Consider the following 16,235-nt stretch of genomic DNA (forward strand, 5'->3'; position numbering starts at 1 on the left):
GGGGGCCCGTCCAGTCGGCCCGGCGCCGGCGGTGGGCCGGTAGAGTCGCCGCTGTATGAGTACGTCTTCCACCCGTGACCGGCTCGCCTCCGCCGAACCCGGTGAGGTTCAGATCACGCGGGCTCTCCTGTCGGTCTCCAACAAGACCGGGATCGTCGAGTTCGCCCGCGGCCTCGCCGACCTCGGCATCGAGGTCGTCTCCACCGGCGGAACGGCGACCGCGATCGCGGCCGCCGGCATCCCCGTCCGCTCGATCACCGATCTCACCGGGTTCCCCGAGATCATGGACGGGCGCGTGAAGACACTCAACCCCCGCCTGTACGCGAGCCTGCTCGCGGTCCGCTCCAACCCCGAGCACGTCTCCGCCGCGGTCGAGCATGACGTCGAGCCGGTCGATCTCGTCGCGGTCAACCTCTACCCGTTTGAACGGACCGCTGCGATTCGCGGAGTGGCGGACGCTGAGGTGATCGAGAACATCGACATCGGCGGTCCGACGATGATCCGTGCCGCCGCTAAGAACTTCGCCTTCAGCGCCCCGGTGACGAGTCCGGAGGCCTATGACGCGATCCTGGAGGAGCTCCGTGCGGGTGAGCGCCGCCTCTCCCTCGACACGCGCCGGACCCTTGCCGCCGAGGCGTTCGCCTACACCGCCCGGTATGACGTGGCGATCACCCGCTGGTTCCAGGAGCGTGAGAACGCGACGTTCCCCACCCAGATCATCCGCGCCTTTGAGAAGTCGCTCGAGCTTCCGCACGGGGAGAACCCCCACCAGCGAGCCGCCTACTACAGCCAGGTCGGCTCGCGAACCCATCTGCTGTCGATGGTCGCTCAGCGTGGCGGGAGCGCACTCAGCCACGCAAACCTCCGCGACCTCGACACCGCCCGGACCCTGCTGGAGGAGTTCAGCGGCCCGGTCTGCGTCGCCGTCAGTGAGGATCTGCCCTGCGCGGTCGCCACGGCGCCGACCCTCGTCGACGCCTACGCGATGGTCCGATCTGTGGCGCCGCCCGGCGGCATGCTCGGCTTCAACGGTCACGTCGACGCCGAGCTCGCCTCCGCGCTCGACCTCGCCGGCGTCGAGCTCGTCTTCGCCCACGGCTATGACGACTCGGCGCTGGAGCGGCTGCTCGCCGCCCCCGGGCTACGGGTTCTCGAGAACCAGGAGCGCCGGGTCCCGGCGCTGCATCTGGAGATCGCCACCCGGCAGGTTCGCGGCGGCCTGCTCGTTCAGGACCGCGACGTTGAGATGGAGACTCCCGACGTGATGCACGTCGTCTCCCAGCGCCGCCCGACAGACGCCGAGTGGGCGGCGCTCAGCTTCGCCTGGACGGTTGCCAAGCACGTGCGCTCCCACGCGATCGTGATCGCAACCGCTGGAGCGACGCTCGCAATCGGTGCCGGCCAGGCGAGTCAGGGCAACGCGGTCGCGCTCGCCCTCGCCGCGCTCGCGACCGGGGAGGACGGATCTCCGCGGGTCCCCTCCGGTGCCGCCGTCGCCGCGGATGCGCCGATCGGCGGCCTCGACGCGCTCGCTCCGCTGCTCGCGGCGGGCTGTGAGGCGATCATTCAACCCGGTGGCATCGACGCCGACCTCGGCATGGTCGAGGAGGTCGACCGGGCGGGCGCCGTGATGGTCTTCACCGGCCGAAGGCACCTCCGGCATTGACCGTCGACCGCCTCGGTGGGGAACCCCCCTCACCCTATGAGGAGCGCTACGGATTCAGCCGGGTCGTGCGGGCCGGCGACCTCATCATGGTTGGCGGCACGACGTCCGTTGACCCGCTCGGTTTCGTCATCGGGGTCACCCCCTATGAGCAGGCGGTCGAGATCCTCGCCAAGCTCACCCGCGAGCTCGCGCGACTCGGTGCCCGGCCCGAAGACGTCATCTCCACCCGTGCCTACGTCACCGACGTCACTCGCGCAGATGAGGTCGGCCGCGCCTTCTCCGAGTGTTTTGGCGAGATTCGACCGCTCCTCACCCTCGTCGGTGTCGCCGCCCTGATCGACCCGCGGATGCTCGTCGAGATCGAGGCGACCGCCTACGCCCCGGTGGGCCCTCCCGCCGCCTGAGCCCGCCGGCTGCTCCCGCGGGATGCGGGTGCGGGTGCGGGTGCGGGTGCGGGTGCGGGTGCGGGTGCGGGTGCGGGTGCGGGTGCGGGTGCGTCATCATGTGAGGCCACGCCGCCGTAGCTCAGTCGGTAGAGCAGCGGACTTTTAATCCGAAGCGCGTCGGTTCGAGCCCGACCGGCGGCACTGAGGGGCTCTGGAGGCGCTCGGGGGAGTGGGTGGTTGGGGTCTGTCTGGGGGGCTTTGGGCGTTAGTGTTTGATCGTTTCTGTTCTGTTCAGGAGTGTGCTGTGGTGGCCGTGGGAGAGCAGTCTGACCGTCAGTGTGGTTGGGAGCGTTTTGAAGCGGGCTAGCAGCGTGCGGAGTACCGCCCGGGGGTTGAGCTGCGTCCTGATCGTGTGGCCGCCCTTGATCTTCGCGGCGAGATCAGGAATGAACAGCCTGGAGACGGAGCACCTGCGGCGGCGGGCCTACGCCACCCATGAGCCGCCGCGCAGCTCGGTCTTTCAGTACGTCGAGGAGGTCTCGGACCGCCGCAGCCTGTTGGGCTTGCCGAGGCGGTCCGAGAGCTCAGCCTTCGGGGTGCTCACGGGGTGGTGACGGCGCATCGCAGTCCGGGGGCGCCGGCGATGCGCTTGTCCAGCGTCACGAGGGCGGTGTTGGTGGCTTCCGCGAGGGCGACGTAGCTGGCGTCGTAGATCGAGAGGTTGTGCCGCAGCTCCCATGCCCGCTTCGCGAGCAGCTCATGAGGCCACAGCTCGATCGTGAGGTCGAGCAGATCGACGTGGGCTTGCGCCGTCTGGTCTGGGCTGACCAGGCCGGCTAACTCATGGCGGCGCAAGACATTGGCAGCCTCGAAGCTGATCAGGCTCGGCGCCAGCAGGTCTGCATCACTCAATGCGCTTGTCGCCCAGCGACCATCCGGCCCACTGTCCAGCAGCACGGCGACAATCGCCGAGGCATCGCAGACGACTCGTCGGGTCACCGTCGGTCGGCGTCAAGGGCTGCGAGGATCGCACCCGCTTCCACGCACGCCCCGGTCGCGTCGACCCTCGCCCGGGCCCGGGCGATGACATCGCCGACCGGTGGGCGTTCGGCTGCGTCGACCAGCATCGCTCGCAGGTACTCCTGCAGCGACTTGCCGGCCCGTGCGGCCCGTGCGGCGAGCTCGTCACGGACGTCGTCGGGCACGTTGCGAACGGTGATCGCCACAGACATTGCCTGTACTCTAGCTGCATCGCTGCCGATATGCCAGCAGTGGCGGCTCTGCGACCTCGTCCGGAGTGTGACCACGGACCACCTCAGCTGGGCAGGGCGGCTCAGGCGAGCGCGACGGTGAGCTCGAGGACCTGTCGGGGATCGCTGAGGGCCTCCCCGAACAGGTCGCGCAGCTGCCCCATCCGGTAGCGGACCGTCTGGGGGTGGACGAACAGTGCGCGGGCGACGTCGTCGCGGCGGCCCTGGTGCAGGAGCCAGGCCCGCAGGGTGGCGATGAGCTTCTCCGCCGCGGTCGCGCTCACCGTCTCCAACGGGGCGAGGACGCGCCGGCGCAGGTCCGCCAACGCGGCGGGGTCCGCGCCGAGGACGAGCTCGAGTAGGTGCGCCTCAGAGTCGACCGGCCCCGGGCTGTCGGCAACCTCCAGCCGGGCGCAGGCGAGCACGCGCAGGTGGGAGGCGCGGACCGCCGACCAGGCGGTCGCGGGTCCGACGACGGCCCGACGACCGTGGAGGGCGCCGATCAGGGCGCCGCTCAGGGCGCCGCGGTCAGCCTCCCGCGACGCGGGAACGAGCAGTACGGTGCGGCCGGTCTCGACGCCGGGAAGGTCCTCGCCGGGACGCAACGTTTCCGGGTCGAGCTCGGTGATGAGCGCATCAGCGTCCTCCTGGTCGAGCAGGAGCGCGCAGAGACGTCGCGGGGGCGGCCACTCGGCGAGCTCTGCGGCGGCGCGGAGCTCCTCCTCGGCCGCGCCCTCGATCAGCTTGAGGCAGAGCCGTTCCCGCCGGCGCTGGCGGATCTGGCCGCGGGAGGCGAGTGCGTCGGCGTGACCGTTGATGCTGCGCACCGAGATGTCATTGATGAAGCTGAAGACGAGCTCAGCGAGCCGTGCGACCTCCGTGGAGGAGAGGCCGGCATCGATCGCCGCGCCGCCGAGGTCTCGCCAGGCGGCACGGGCGCCGACCCCGTAGGCGGCGGTGAGCGCGTCGATCGGCCGGCCCGCGCGGGCCTCACCCTGTCCCAACGCGTAGGCGGCGTCGTGGACCCGCTCCCGGTCGGGATGGCGCCGTGTCGCCTCCGAGCTCTCGGCGAGGGCGAGAAAGCCCTCCAGCGCCGCGCGGATGGCACCTTCGATGTTCACCCCCAAGCCGCCCCGGAACGGGTCCGCATACAGCGGCACCTCGCTGACGATCGCGGCGAGCACCCGCTCGGCCATCCGCGGCACCTGCGCCTGCAGTTGCCTCGCCACCGTGGGGGACAGCCGAAATTCTGCGTCGATCATGTGCTCCAAGCCCGGATTTGTTCGCAGTGGATGAAACACGGGAGGAGGTTCACCGTGATTGGCCGAGATTTTAGGCTCAAATGTAGCCATGCTTACCACCATGACGGTCACGACACCGGGACGGGGACCGCTGAGGCGGCTGGGAGGCCACGTCCGTCGTGTCGCCGACGCCGTCGCCACGCCGCTCCTGCCCCAGGACTACCTCGACCTGATCGCGCCGCTGCACGGCAGCGTCCTGCGTGGCCGGATCGAGTCCGTCCACCCGGAGACCCGGGACGCCGTCACGCTCGTGATCCGGCCCGGTCGGGGCTGGGTCGAGCACCGTCCGGGCCAGTACATCCGCATTGGCGTCGACGTCGACGGCGTCCGCCTGTGGCGGGCCTACTCGCTCACCTCGCCGCCCGCCACCGGCGCGACCGTGTCGATCACCGTCAAGGCGATCGCCGACGGGGTGGTGAGCAGCCATCTCGTCCGCCGGGCCCGCCCGGGGATGATCGTCGGGCTCGATCCGCCCACCGGCGACTTCACCCTGCCGCTGCGGCGGCCGGCAAAACTCCTCTTCATCACCGCGGGCAGTGGCATCACGCCGGTGATGGGGATGCTGCGCAGCCACCTCGACGAACTGGACGACGTCATCCACGTGCACGCGGCACCCCGCCGCGAGGACGTGATCTTCGGGGGTGAGCTGCGCGCGCTCGCCCGGGCGGGCCGCCTCGAGCTGATCGAGCATCACGACGACACCGACGGGCTGCTCAGCACCGAGCGGCTCAGTGCTCTGGTCCCGGATCTGCGCGAACGGGAGGCGTGGGCCTGCGGTCCCGCCGGCCTGCTCGCCACCCTCGAATCCTTCTACGACACCGCCGGCATCGCCGACCGGCTGCACACCGAACGGTTCCGGCCCACGATCCTCGCCACCGGCGCGGGAGGAAGCGTCACCTTCACCCGGCAGGGCACGACCGTGCAGGGGCCGGGGGATGTCCCGCTGCTGAGCGTCGGTGAGGGCGCCGGTGTCCTAATGCCGAGCGGATGCCGGATGGGGATCTGCTTTGGTTGTGTCGTGCCGCTGGCCGAGGGCACCGTCCGGGACCTCCGCAGCGGTGCGCTCACCCACGCCGCACCGGGCGACAACGTCCAGATCCAGACCTGCATCAGTGCCGCCGCCGGCCCCTGTCGCATCGACCTCTGACCCCCTTGAGGAGACCCCGTGACCGTTCTGCAGAAGAAGGCGATCAACCCCGTCGCCCACCTCAGCGCCGAGGACATCGAGAACCTCGGGGTCGAGCTCGACGCGATCCGCGAGCAGATCATCGCCTCCCGCGGCGAGCGTGACGCCGCCTACATCCGCGGCCTCATCAAGACCCAGCGCACGCTCGAGCTCGGCTCCCGCGCGGTTCTGCTCGCCTCGCTGCTGCCGCCCGCCTGGCTGGCTGGCACCGCCGGTCTCACGATCGCGAAGATCCTCGAGAACATGGAGATCGGCCACAACGTCATGCACGGACAGTGGGACTGGATGCGCGACCCGGCGATCCACTCGACGAGCTGGGAGTGGGACAACGCGAGCCCGGCTGCGCAGTGGAAGCACTCCCACAACGAGCTCCATCACACCTACACGAACGTGATCGGACGCGACAACGACCTCGGCTACGGGATCATGCGCGTCGACGAGGACCAGCGCTGGCGGCCCTTCTATCTCGCCCAGCCGCTGTGGAACCTGATCAACGCCTGCTTCTTCGAGTACGGCATCGCCGCCTACGACCTCGAGCTCGGCCTCAACCTCACCAAGCGCCGGCGCCGCGATCCCGAGTTCCGGGCACGCGCCGCCCAGGTGCTCACCAAGATCAAGGCGCAGGTGAAGAAGGATTACGTCGTCCACCCGCTGCTGTCGGGGCCCTCGGCGCCGACCACCCTGGTGGCGAACCTCACCGCCAACCTCCTGCGGAACCTGTGGACGCACTCGGTGATCATGTGCGGTCACTTCCCCGAGGGGGTCGAGACCTTCAGCCGCCGCTCGATCGAGGGGGAGACCCGCGGTGAGTGGTACCTGCGCCAGATGCTCGGCTCGGCGAACATCAGCGGCTCAGATCTCCTGCACCTGATGGCCGGGAACCTCTCCTTCCAGATCGAGCACCACCTCTTCCCCGACCTGCCGAGCAACCGCTACAAGGAGATCGCCCCGAAGATCGAGGACATCTTCGCCCGCTACGGCCTCACCTACACGACGGGGTCACTGCCCCGCCAGGTCGCCTCCGCCTGGTCCAAGGTGATCCGCCTCTCCCTCCCCAACGGATTCCTCGACGAGGTCACCGAACAGCCGCTGGCCACGGTCACGCGGCTGGCCCGGACCGTCGCCCCCGCTCCGCGACGAGAGCCGGTTGCCGCCGCGGCCTGAGCGCCGGACGCGCCCAGAGGCGGTCCGGGGGCGTGATCGTGCGGGGCGTTTCCGGGTGGCTGTCCGCCCCCGCGCTCACGGGGGATCAGAGACCGGGCTCGCGGCGCTTCGGGTCGATGAGGATCTTCGCGTGCGACTCCGGGTCCCCGAGCGCGCTGAAGGCGTCGGCCACCTCATCCAGACCGACCGTCGCGGTGATGAGCGGCGTCGGGTCGACCTTTCCCTCGGCAAGCATCGCCAGCGTGTCCCGAAACTCCAGCGGCGTGTAACCGAGCACGAAGCGCAGGTCGAGCTCCTTGTTGATCGCCATCATCGGGCGGATCCGGTCGTCCTCCATGCAGACGCCGACGACGACGACGCGCGAGTAGATCGGCGCGCCCGTGATGACCTGGTCGATCATGCCCGGCACGCCGACGCACTCGAAGATGACCGGCCGTTTGGGGGTCGTCGCGCCGAGCCGCTCGGCGGTCCGGTAGACCTCTGACCAGGGCAGCAGCGGGATCCGCCGCAGCCTGTCCATGCCGTCGACGGCGAGCCGGAGCATCGACGGGGCGTCGGTGAGGTGGCCGTGCCCACCCGTGAACGGGGACTGCTCCCGCGGGTCGACGACCATATCCGCGCCGCAGCGCACCGCGAGCGCCCGCCGGCCGGGTGACAGGTCAGAGGCGATCACGTGGCGCACCCCGTGGGCCTTGAGCATGCAGATGACCGCGAGCCCGACGGGACCGCAGCCGATCACGACCGCGACGTCACGCCTGCCCACCTCACCGCGCCGAACGGCGTGCCAGGCGACGGCCATCGGCTCGGTGAGCGCGGCGGTATCAGAGCTGAGCCCGTTGGGGACCGGGAAGGCGAGCGACTCCTCGGCGAGCACGTACTCGGCGTACCCACCGGGCGCGTGGGCGGACAGTCCGGTGAGGTGCACCGCAGAGCCCTCACGCAGGAGCGGGAAGACCGTCACCGGCGTCCCGGCCGGCGAGAACCGCCGGCTGCGCGGGCCGTGCTCGACGATCGTCCCGGAGAACTCATGCCCGAGGGTGACCGCCTGATCGGAGCGTATCGCGCCGTCATAGCCCATCTCCGCGGTCACGTCGGCGAGTCGGTCGGCGTGGTGGCGGGCGTGGAGATCGGAGCCACAGATCCCACAGCGGCTCACCTCGATCAGCACCTGGCCCGGTCCCGGCTCGGGGACGGGCCGCTCCTGGACGCTCAGCTCGGCCTGCTCACAGATGACGGTCCTCATCGGACCAACCCTATCCGCGTGTCCACGCCGGTGCGAGCGCCCGCGGCGCGCTCGGCCGATCCACCGAGGTTCCGGGACACGGCTGCCGCCGCCGCGGCGACCTGGACGGCCAACGCCTCCCGACACGGACCGTCCACGGCATGGCTGGGGAAGGTGAGGGCGACGGCGGCGACCGGGTGGCCGCCGTGGTCGCACACCGCGCAGGCGACCGAGGCGAGGCCGGGGGTGACGCTGGCCTCCTCCACCGCGAACCCGGACTCCCGGACCTCACCCAACAGGGTCCGCAGCGCGGACACGGAGCGAGGTCCCCGCCCGTGGCGGGTCTCGAAGACGTGCCGGGCGGGGTAGAGCGCGGCCAGCTGCGCAGCGGGCAGCGCGGCGAGCATCGCCAGCCCGCTTGCGGTGAGGTGGGCGGGCAGGCGCACGCCGACCTCGGTGACGAGGCTCGGCCGTCCCGGGGCGCGCTCCTCGATCACGTAGAGGACGTCCCGGCCGTGGAGGATCGCGAAATGGCCGTGGTGGCCGGTCGCGTCGACGAGCCGGGACAGCGCGCCCCGCCCGAGCCAGCCGAGGGGCTCCTGGCGGGAGTAGGCGAAGCCGAGCTCGAAGGCGGCCACCCCGAGGGCGTAGCGGTGCTCGGCCTCGAGGTGGGTCACGAACCCGAGCTCCTCGAGGACCCCGAGGATCCGGTAGGCACTCGAGCGCGGCACCCCGAGCGCGCGTGCGATCGCCGCGGCCGGCATCGGCGCCGCATGCCGGGACAGCAGCATCAGAACCCCGAGGGCGTGACGGACCGCCGGGACGTCGGAGGGTGATCGGGGGGCGGCGGAGGGCACGTCCACCGACACTGTCCCAGATCTGGGACACAACCCGACGCACCCGCCTTGATGACACGGTGCCCGGAGGGCTTGAATCGGATCCACCCCATGAGCCACACCCTCCCCAGCATCGTCGCGGTCGGCACCGGCCCGCTCACCTACGCCCAGGTGGTCGCCGTCGCCCGCGATCACGCGACCGTCCGCCTCAGCGAGGACGCCGAGGCGGCGATCGCCGCGAGCCGCGCGATCGTCGACGCCCTCGCCGGGGACACACAGCCCCACTACGGGATCTCGACCGGCTTCGGCGCGCTCGCCAACCGGCCGATCCCGGCAGCGGATCGCACCCAACTGCAGCGCAACCTCATCCGCAGCCACGCCGCCGGCTCGGGCTCAGAGGTCGAGACCGAGGTCGTGCGGGCGCTGATGCTCCTGCGCCTCTCCACCCTCGCGACCGGACGCACCGGCGTACGTCTGGTCACCGCCCGCGCCTACGCCGAACTGCTCAACCACGCCATCACGCCGGTCGTGCACGAGTACGGCTCGCTCGGCTGCTCGGGGGATCTCGCGCCGCTGGCCCACTGTGCCCTCGCCCTGATGGGCGAGGGCGAGGTCCGCGACCGTGACGCACAGCGCCGCCCCGCCGCCGAGGCGCTCGCCGCCGCGGGCCTGTCCCCGGTCGAGCTGCAGGAGAAGGAGGGGCTCGCGCTCATCAACGGGACCGACGGGATGCTCGGGATGCTCCTCCTCGCGATCGCCGACCTCGACGAGCTGCTGTGCGTCGCCGATCTCTGCGCGGCCCTCAGCGTCGAGGGGCTGCTCGGCACCGACCGCGTCTTCGCCGCCGACCTGCACGCGCTGCGGCCCCACCCCGGCCAGGCCCGGTCCGCGGAGAATCTCCGTCGGCTGCTCGCCGACTCCCCGATCGTCGCGAGCCACCGCGGACCCGATGACACCCGCGTCCAGGACGCCTACTCCCTGCGCTGTGCCCCCGCGGTGATCGGCGGCGCCCGCGACACCGTCGACCATGCCCGCCGCACCGCCGAGTACGAGCTCGCCGCCGCCGTCGACAACCCGGTCGTCACCCGCGACGGGCGGGTCGAATCCAACGGCAACTTCCACGGTGCCCCGGTCGCCTACGTCCTCGACTTCCTCGCCATCGTCGTCGCCGACGTCGCCTCCATCGCCGAACGGCGCACCGACCGTTTCCTCGACCCCGCCCGCAGCCACGGTCTGCCCCCCTTCCTCGCCGACAACCCGGGGCTCGACTCCGGGCACATGATCGCCCAGTACACCCAGGCGGCGATCGTCTCCGAGCTCAAGCGCCTCGCCGCCCCCGCGAGCGTCGACTCGATCCCGTCCTCGGCGATGCAGGAGGACCACGTCTCGATGGGGTGGGCGGCCGGGCGCAAGCTGCGCCGGGCGCTCGACGGTCTCGCCCGCGTGCTCGCGGTCGAGCTGCTCACCGCCGCCCGCGGGATTGACCTGCGGGCCCCGTTGGTGCCCGGGCCGGCCGCCGCCGCGGTCATCGCCGTCCTCCGTGAGCACGCCGCGGGGCCCGGCCCGGACCGCTTCCTCGCCCCCGAGATCGAGGCTGCCCGTGAGCTCATTCTCAGCGGTGCGGTCCGCCGCGCCGCCGAAGCCGTCACCGGCCCTCTCCACTAGCGACCGACCTGCCGACTTGCGCCCCGCCGACCCGCCCGCCTGAGGAGACCCGCCATGGCATCCACCGCCCACCGCACCGTCCGCGCCGCGCGCGGCACCACGCTGGAGACCCTCGGCTGGCCCCAGGAGGCCGCCCTGCGCATGCTCCACAACAACCTCGACCCGGAGGTCGCCGAACGACCCCAGGACCTCGTCGTCTACGGCGGCACCGGCAAGGCGGCCCGGGACTGGGACTCCCTCGCGGCGATCGAGCGGACCCTGCGCACCCTCAAGTCCGATGAGACCCTGCTCGTCCAGTCCGGCCGCCCCGTCGGGGTGATGGCGACCCACGAGTGGGCCCCGCGCGTGCTGATCGCCAACGCCAACCTCGTCGGGGAGTGGGCGACCTGGGAGGAGTTCCGTCGCCTCGAGGCGCTCGGCCTGACCATGTACGGGCAGATGACCGCGGGGTCGTGGATCTACATCGGCACCCAGGGGATCCTCCAGGGGACCTATGAGACCTTCGCCGCGGTTGCGGCCAAGCGGTTCGGCGGCTCGCTGCGCGGGACGATCACCCTCACCGGCGGGCTGGGCGGCATGGGCGGGGCCCAGCCGCTGGCCGTGACGATGAACGACGGCATCGCCATCTGCGTCGACGTCGACCCGACCCGTATTCAGCGCCGCCTCGCGCACCGCTACCTCGACGTGCTCGCCTCGAGCGTCGATGACGCCCTCACCCGCGCCGAGCACGCCCGTGACCACGGTCAGGCGATCTCGATCGGCCTGCAGGGCAACTGTGCGGAGGTGTTCCCCGAACTGCTCGCCCGCGACGCGCCGATCGACATCGTCACCGACCAGACCTCCGCCCATGATCCGCTCGCCTACCTGCCCGCCGGGGTGCCCGTCGAGCTGTGGGCGCAGCAGGCCCGCCGCGACCCCGAGGACTTCATCGCCCGCGCCCGGGCGTCGATGGCCGCCCACGTCGAGGCGATGGTCGGCTTCCAGAAGAGGGGCGCCGAGGTATTCGACTACGGCAACTCGATCCGGCCTGAGGCACAGCTCGGCGGCTACTCGGACGCCTTTGCCTTCCCAGGCTTCGTGCCCGCCTACATCCGTCCGCTCTTCTGTGAGGGCAAGGGTCCGTTCCGCTGGGCCGCCCTGTCGGGGGACCCGGCCGATATCGCCGCGACCGACCGGGCGATCCTCGAACTGTTCCCGGACAACGAGATCCTCGCCCGCTGGATCCGCATGGCCGGCGAGCGCGTCCACTTCCAGGGCCTGCCCGCACGGATCTGCTGGCTCGGTATGGGCGAGCGTGACCGCGCCGGTCTGCGCTTCAACGAGATGGTCGCCTCCGGGGAGCTGGCCGCCCCGATCGTGATCGGCCGCGACCACCTCGACTGCGGGTCGGTCGCCTCCCCCTACCGGGAGACCGAGGCGATGGCCGACGGCTCGGACGCGATCGCCGACTGGCCGCTGCTCAACGCGATGGTCAACGTCGCCTCAGGCGCCTCCTGGGTGTCGATCCACCACGGCGGCGGGGTGGGGATCGGCCGGTCGATCCACGCCGGCCAGGTGAGCGTCGCCGACGGCACCCCCCTCGCCGCTGAGAAGCTCGCCCGTGTCCTCTCCAACGACCCGGGGATGGGGGTGATCCGCCACGTCGACGCCGGTTACGGGCGGGCCGCCGAGGTCGCCACCGAGCGCGGGGTACGGGTGCCGATGCGGGAGGGCGCGTGAGCGCGGGCGCCCGGCGCTTCTTTGCCGAGTATGCCTGGCTCGGCGGCCACCGAGCCGCCGAGCTCGTGCTCATCGCCACCGACGCCGGTGTCATCTCCGAGGTGAGCACCGGCGTCGACTGCCCGCCCGACGCGGTTCGGCTGCCCGGCCTCGTCCTGCCGGGCCTGGCCAACGCTCACTCCCACGCCTTCCACCGCGCCCTGCGCGGCCACAGCCACCGCGGCGGGGGGAGCTTCTGGACCTGGCGGGAGGACATGTACGCCGTCGCCGGCGCGCTGGACCCCGAGCGCTACTACGCCCTCGCCCGGGCGACGTACGCGGAGATGGCCCTCGCCGGGATCACCTGCGTCGGGGAGTTCCACTACCTCCACCACGACCGCGACGGCGCACGGTACGGCGAGGCGAACGTGATGGGGGAGGTGCTCATCGCCGCCGCCCACGACGCGGGAATCCGGATCACGCTGCTCGACACCTGCTATCTCGCGGGTGGCTTCGGCCGCCCGCTTGAGGGGGCACAGCGGCGCTTCGGTGACGGGGATGTGGAGGGCTGGGCCGCCCGGGCGGCTGGGCTGACCGGCGCCGCCCACGCGCGGGTCGGGGCGGCGATCCACTCCGTCCGCGCAGTCCCCGCCGACCAGCTCGCCGCGGTCGCGACCTGGGCGCGTGAGCGCGGGGTCCCGCTCCACTTCCACCTCTCCGAGCAGACGGCCGAGAACGACGCCTGCCTCGCCGCGCACGGGCGCACCCCCACCGCGTTGCTGGAGGACCACGGCGCCCTGGGACCGCGCTCATGCGCGGTCCACGCCACCCACCTCAGTCCCGAGGACATCGGGACCCTCGGCGGCACCCGGACAACCGTCTGCCTGTGCCCGAGCACCGAACGCGACCTCGCCGACGGGATCGGACCGGCCCGGGCACTCGCCTCCGCGGGGGCGCCACTCGCCCTCGGCAGCGACTCCCACGCGATCATCGACGGCTTCGAGGAGACCCGCGCACTCGAGCTCGGCGAGCGGCTCGCCCGCCACAGCCGCGGTCACTTCAGCGCGGCGGAGCTCCTCTCCGCGGCGACGGTCGCCGGGCATACCTGCCTCGGCTGGCCGGAGGCGGGTCAGATCGCGCCGGGCGCCCCGGCGGACCTGATCGCCGTCGGGCTCGACTCGGTCCGCCTCGCCGGCGCGCGGCCGGACACGCTGCTGGAGTCGGTGATCTTCGCGGCCGGGGCCCCTGACGTGGCGGAGGTGATCGTCGGCGGGCGGACCGTCGTCGCCGACGGCCGCCACCAGCTCCTCCCCGACGTCGCCGGCGCCCTCGCCGAGGCGATCGCCGCGCTGGAGGCCTGAGGTGGCCAGCCTGCTCATCGACCACGTCGGCGTTCTCGTCACCAACGACCCCGAGCTCGGGCCCGGCCCGCTCGGGCTGATCGAGGACGCGGCGATCGTCTTCGCCGACGGGGTCGTCGCCTGGGCGGGCCCGCGGGCGGCCCTCCCCGAGGCCGCCGCGGACGAGCGCGTCGACGCGGGTGGCCGCGCGCTCATCCCCGGCTTTGTCGACTCCCACGCCCACCTCGTCTTCGCCGGGGACCGGGCGGGCGAGTTCGCCGCTCGGATGGCCGGTGTGCCCTACCACGCCGGGGGGATCGAGACGACCGTCGCCGCGACCCGCGCGGCCGGCGACGCCGAGCTCGATGCGAACGTCGCCCGGCTGATCGCGGAGGCCGGCCGCTCCGGCACGACGACGATCGAGTGCAAGTCCGGCTACGGGTTGACGGTCGAGGACGAGCGCCGCAGCCTGCAGATCGCCGGCGCCCACACCGAGGAGGTCACCTTCCTCGGCGGCCACGTCGTCGCCCCCGAATACCGCGACCGGCCTGAGGAGTACGTCGCCCTCGTCTGCGGGGAGATGCTCTCCGCCTGCGCCCCCCACGCCCGCTGGATCGACGTGTTCTGTGAGCGGGGGGCCTTCGACGCCGACCAGTCCCGGGTGATCCTTCAGGCGGGCCGGGACCGCGGGCTCGGTGTCCGCGTCCATGCCAACCAGCTCGGCCCCGGCCCCGGCGTCCAGCTCGCCGTCGAGCTGGGGGCCGCCTCCGCCGACCACTGCAGCCACCTCGACGCCGCCGACATCGCCGCCCTCGCCGACTCGGACACCGTCGCCACGCTGCTGCCCGTCGCCGAGTTCTCCACCCGCGCACCCTACCCGGACGCCCGCCCGCTGCTTGAGGCCGGGGTGAGGATCGCCCTCGCCGCCGACTGCAACCCGGGGACGGCCTACTCGACGAACATCCCCTTCAGCATCGCCGTCGCCGTGCGGGAGATGGGCATGACCGTCGATCAGGCGCTGTGGTCGGCCACCGCCGGCGGCGCCGCCGCCCTGCAACGCCGCGATATCGGCCACCTCGGGATCGGCGCCCGGGCCGACGCCGCGCTGCTGGAGGCGCCGAGCCATCTCCACCTCGCCTACCGGCCCGGGGTGCCGCTGATTGCCGCGGTGTTCAAGGACGGCACCCGGTGGCCCTCGGCGATCGACTGACCCTCAGAGCGCCAGGACCGCGACGCGAGCGCGGCGGGCCGCGTCCGCCATCCCCGTGTCGGTGGTGAGCAGCGTGGCCGAGAGCGCCCGGGCGAGGGCGACGTAGTGGGCGTCGTAGGCGCTGAGGTTGTGGCGGAGCTCCCAGGCCCCATCGGTGATGGTCCGGGCGGGGTAGCGCATGACCGGCAGGACGGCGAGATCGTCCAGGGTCTCCCGCGCCCGGCCGGGGGAGATCTCCGCACCGCGCTCCCACCGGCGCAGCACGCTCATCACCTCGACATCGATCAGGTCGGGGGCGGCCAGGGGCTCGGCCGAACCTGCCAGCAGCGTGGCGATTCGCGGATGTCCGGCGGGGTTGAGCAGCCCGTCCAGCGCGGCGGACGCGTCGAGGACGATCACGGCCGGTCGTCGCGGATCGCCGCGAGCGCGTCAGCGGCGCTCTCGGCCGGTATCACCGGGTCACGGGACTGGAGGCGGGCGAGCAACTCCGCGGGGGTCGGTGTGGCGGCGACCCGCTCGAGCTCGCAGCGCAGGTACTCCGACAGTGAGACGCCCTCACGCGCGGCGCGCGCCTTCAGCGTGCGGTGCACCTCCTCCCGGACGTCACGGATCTGAATGAGCGTTCCCATGCGCGTCGTAGGCTACCATACGCTACGTATGAACGTTGAGATCTGGTCTGACATCGCCTGTCCCTGGTGCTACATCGGCAAGCGCTACTTCGAGGCCGCGCTCGCCGGGTTCGAGCACGCCGAGGAGGTCAACGTCCGCTGGCGCTCCTATGAGCTCGACCCGAGCACGCCGCCGGAGGTGCCGGGTCCGAGCGTCGAGATCATCGGGCGCAAGTACGGCCTCACGCCCGAGCAGGCCCGGGCCGCGGAGGCGCGCGTCAGAGAGACGGCGGCCGCGGCCGGGCTTGAGTACCACCTCGACCGGGCCCGCCTGGGCTCGACCTTTGACGGCCACCGCCTCGTCCACCTCGCCCGCGCGTACGGTCTCGAGGCGGCGATGAAGGAGCGGCTGTTCCGGGGGCGCTTCTGTGACGGTGAGCTGATCGCCGACCCCAACACGCTCGTCGCCGCGGGTGTCGAGGTGGGTATCCCTGAGGCGGAGGTTCGCGCCACCCTCGACTCCGATCGCTTCAGCGCCGAGGTCCGCGCCGACGAGGCGACCGCGCGCGAGCTCGGGATCACCGGGGTGCCGATGTTCGTCGTCGACCGCCGGTTCGCGATCTCCGGGGCCCAGCCGCCCGAGCACCTGCGCGAACTGCTGCGCCACGGCTGGAGCGAGCGCGCCGCCACGCCGGCGCCCTGA

Annotated in this window: 16 protein-coding genes and 1 tRNA gene; 10 read left to right on the forward strand and 7 right to left on the reverse strand. The window is 72.1% G+C overall.

Annotation, left to right across the window (positions count from 1 at the left end; genetic code table 11):
• The first annotated feature begins 55 nt into the window (after positions 1–55).
• The 3 genes from purH to M3M55_RS03155 all read left to right on the forward strand — a co-directional run bounded on the left by purH (position 56) and on the right by M3M55_RS03155 (position 2,253).
• Positions 56–1,666: a bifunctional phosphoribosylaminoimidazolecarboxamide formyltransferase/IMP cyclohydrolase gene (gene purH / locus M3M55_RS03145; RefSeq protein ID WP_249011371.1), complete on the forward strand. Its 1,611-nt coding sequence runs from the start codon at positions 56–58 to the stop codon at positions 1,664–1,666.
• Positions 1,663–2,070 (forward strand): Rid family hydrolase, encoded by a 408-nt coding sequence (locus M3M55_RS03150; RefSeq protein ID WP_249011372.1) that lies wholly within the window; start codon positions 1,663–1,665, stop codon positions 2,068–2,070. The genes purH and M3M55_RS03150 overlap by 4 nt, the downstream gene beginning before the upstream one ends.
• A gap of 110 nt (positions 2,071–2,180) precedes the next feature.
• A tRNA-Lys gene (locus M3M55_RS03155) sits at positions 2,181–2,253 on the forward strand.
• Between the two features lie 399 nt (positions 2,254–2,652).
• On the opposite strand, the gene M3M55_RS03160 is transcribed toward M3M55_RS03155, so the two are convergent.
• The 3 genes from M3M55_RS03160 to M3M55_RS03170 all read right to left on the reverse strand — a co-directional run bounded on the left by M3M55_RS03160 (position 2,653) and on the right by M3M55_RS03170 (position 4,531).
• Positions 2,653–3,051: a type II toxin-antitoxin system VapC family toxin gene (locus M3M55_RS03160; RefSeq protein ID WP_249011373.1), complete on the reverse strand. Its 399-nt coding sequence runs from the start codon at positions 3,049–3,051 to the stop codon at positions 2,653–2,655.
• Positions 3,048–3,284 (reverse strand): hypothetical protein, encoded by a 237-nt coding sequence (locus tag M3M55_RS03165; RefSeq protein WP_249011374.1) that lies wholly within the window; start codon positions 3,282–3,284, stop codon positions 3,048–3,050. The genes M3M55_RS03160 and M3M55_RS03165 overlap by 4 nt, the downstream gene beginning before the upstream one ends.
• Before the next feature lie 101 nt (positions 3,285–3,385).
• On the reverse strand, positions 3,386–4,531 hold the full coding sequence (locus M3M55_RS03170) for a CdaR family transcriptional regulator (protein ID WP_249011375.1): 1,146 nt from the start codon (positions 4,529–4,531) through the stop codon (positions 3,386–3,388).
• Between the two features lie 133 nt (positions 4,532–4,664).
• On the opposite strand from M3M55_RS03170, the gene M3M55_RS03175 reads away from it, so the two are divergent.
• Entirely contained in the window at positions 4,665–5,750 is a 1,086-nt protein-coding gene (locus M3M55_RS03175) for a ferredoxin reductase (RefSeq protein ID WP_249011376.1), read from the forward strand.
• 18 nt (positions 5,751–5,768) lie between these two features.
• Positions 5,769–6,953 (forward strand): acyl-CoA desaturase, encoded by a 1,185-nt coding sequence (locus M3M55_RS03180; protein ID WP_249011377.1) that lies wholly within the window; start codon positions 5,769–5,771, stop codon positions 6,951–6,953.
• Positions 6,954–7,038: 85 nt separating this feature from the next.
• On the opposite strand, the gene M3M55_RS03185 is transcribed toward M3M55_RS03180, so the two are convergent.
• Positions 7,039–8,196, reverse strand: coding sequence for a zinc-binding dehydrogenase (locus tag M3M55_RS03185; RefSeq protein ID WP_249011378.1), 1,158 nt, complete (start codon positions 8,194–8,196; stop codon positions 7,039–7,041).
• Positions 8,193–9,038 (reverse strand): IclR family transcriptional regulator, encoded by an 846-nt coding sequence (locus M3M55_RS03190; RefSeq protein WP_249011379.1) that lies wholly within the window; start codon positions 9,036–9,038, stop codon positions 8,193–8,195. Before M3M55_RS03190 ends, M3M55_RS03185 begins: the two co-directional genes overlap by 4 nt.
• A gap of 84 nt (positions 9,039–9,122) precedes the next feature.
• Here M3M55_RS03190 and hutH point away from each other — a divergent pair, with 84 nt between their 5' ends.
• The 4 genes from hutH to hutI are packed head-to-tail and all read left to right on the forward strand — an operon-like array spanning position 9,123 to position 14,924.
• Complete coding sequence (hutH, locus tag M3M55_RS03195) at positions 9,123–10,676, forward strand: histidine ammonia-lyase (RefSeq protein ID WP_249011380.1); 1,554 nt, start codon at positions 9,123–9,125, stop codon at positions 10,674–10,676.
• 54 nt (positions 10,677–10,730) lie between these two features.
• On the forward strand, positions 10,731–12,395 hold the full coding sequence (gene hutU / locus M3M55_RS03200; RefSeq protein WP_249011381.1) for a urocanate hydratase: 1,665 nt from the start codon (positions 10,731–10,733) through the stop codon (positions 12,393–12,395).
• Positions 12,392–13,735 carry a formimidoylglutamate deiminase gene (locus M3M55_RS03205; protein WP_249011382.1) on the forward strand — a complete coding sequence of 448 codons (1,344 nt, stop codon included), beginning with the start codon at positions 12,392–12,394 and terminating at the stop codon, positions 13,733–13,735. Before hutU ends, M3M55_RS03205 begins: the two co-directional genes overlap by 4 nt.
• Position 13,736: 1 nt before the next feature.
• Positions 13,737–14,924: an imidazolonepropionase gene (gene hutI / locus M3M55_RS03210; protein WP_249011383.1), complete on the forward strand. Its 1,188-nt coding sequence runs from the start codon at positions 13,737–13,739 to the stop codon at positions 14,922–14,924.
• 3 nt (positions 14,925–14,927) lie between these two features.
• On the opposite strand, the gene M3M55_RS03215 is transcribed toward hutI, so the two are convergent.
• Together M3M55_RS03215 and M3M55_RS03220 are read right to left on the reverse strand one after the other, a co-directional pair.
• Positions 14,928–15,323: a type II toxin-antitoxin system VapC family toxin gene (locus M3M55_RS03215; protein WP_249011384.1), complete on the reverse strand. Its 396-nt coding sequence runs from the start codon at positions 15,321–15,323 to the stop codon at positions 14,928–14,930.
• Positions 15,320–15,553 carry a hypothetical protein gene (locus M3M55_RS03220; protein ID WP_249011385.1) on the reverse strand — a complete coding sequence of 78 codons (234 nt, stop codon included), beginning with the start codon at positions 15,551–15,553 and terminating at the stop codon, positions 15,320–15,322. The genes M3M55_RS03215 and M3M55_RS03220 overlap by 4 nt, the downstream gene beginning before the upstream one ends.
• Positions 15,554–15,581: 28 nt before the next feature.
• Between M3M55_RS03220 and M3M55_RS03225 the strand changes: the two genes are divergently transcribed.
• Positions 15,582–16,235, forward strand: a complete 654-nt coding sequence (locus M3M55_RS03225; protein ID WP_249011386.1) for a DsbA family oxidoreductase — start codon at positions 15,582–15,584, stop codon at positions 16,233–16,235.

Source organism: Conexibacter sp. DBS9H8 (assembly GCF_023330685.1).
In the GTDB taxonomy this organism is placed as follows: domain Bacteria; phylum Actinomycetota; class Thermoleophilia; order Solirubrobacterales; family Solirubrobacteraceae; genus Palsa-465.

Bases quoted from the DNA above. Each gene is read 5' to 3' on its own strand.
- M3M55_RS03220 (WP_249011385.1), bottom strand. From the start codon at position 15,553: ATGGGAACGCTCATTCAGATCCGTGACGTCCGGGAGGAGGTGCACCGC.
- M3M55_RS03185 (WP_249011378.1), bottom strand. From the start codon at position 8,196: ATGAGGACCGTCATCTGTGAGCAGGCCGAGCTGAGCGTCCAGGAGCGG.
- M3M55_RS03165 (WP_249011374.1), bottom strand. From the start codon at position 3,284: ATGTCTGTGGCGATCACCGTTCGCAACGTGCCCGACGACGTCCGTGAC.
- hutU (WP_249011381.1), top strand. From the start codon at position 10,731: ATGGCATCCACCGCCCACCGCACCGTCCGCGCCGCGCGCGGCACCACG.
- hutH (WP_249011380.1), top strand. From the start codon at position 9,123: ATGAGCCACACCCTCCCCAGCATCGTCGCGGTCGGCACCGGCCCGCTC.
- M3M55_RS03225 (WP_249011386.1), top strand. From the start codon at position 15,582: ATGAACGTTGAGATCTGGTCTGACATCGCCTGTCCCTGGTGCTACATC.
- purH (WP_249011371.1), top strand. From the start codon at position 56: ATGAGTACGTCTTCCACCCGTGACCGGCTCGCCTCCGCCGAACCCGGT.
- M3M55_RS03175 (WP_249011376.1), top strand. From the start codon at position 4,665: ATGACGGTCACGACACCGGGACGGGGACCGCTGAGGCGGCTGGGAGGC.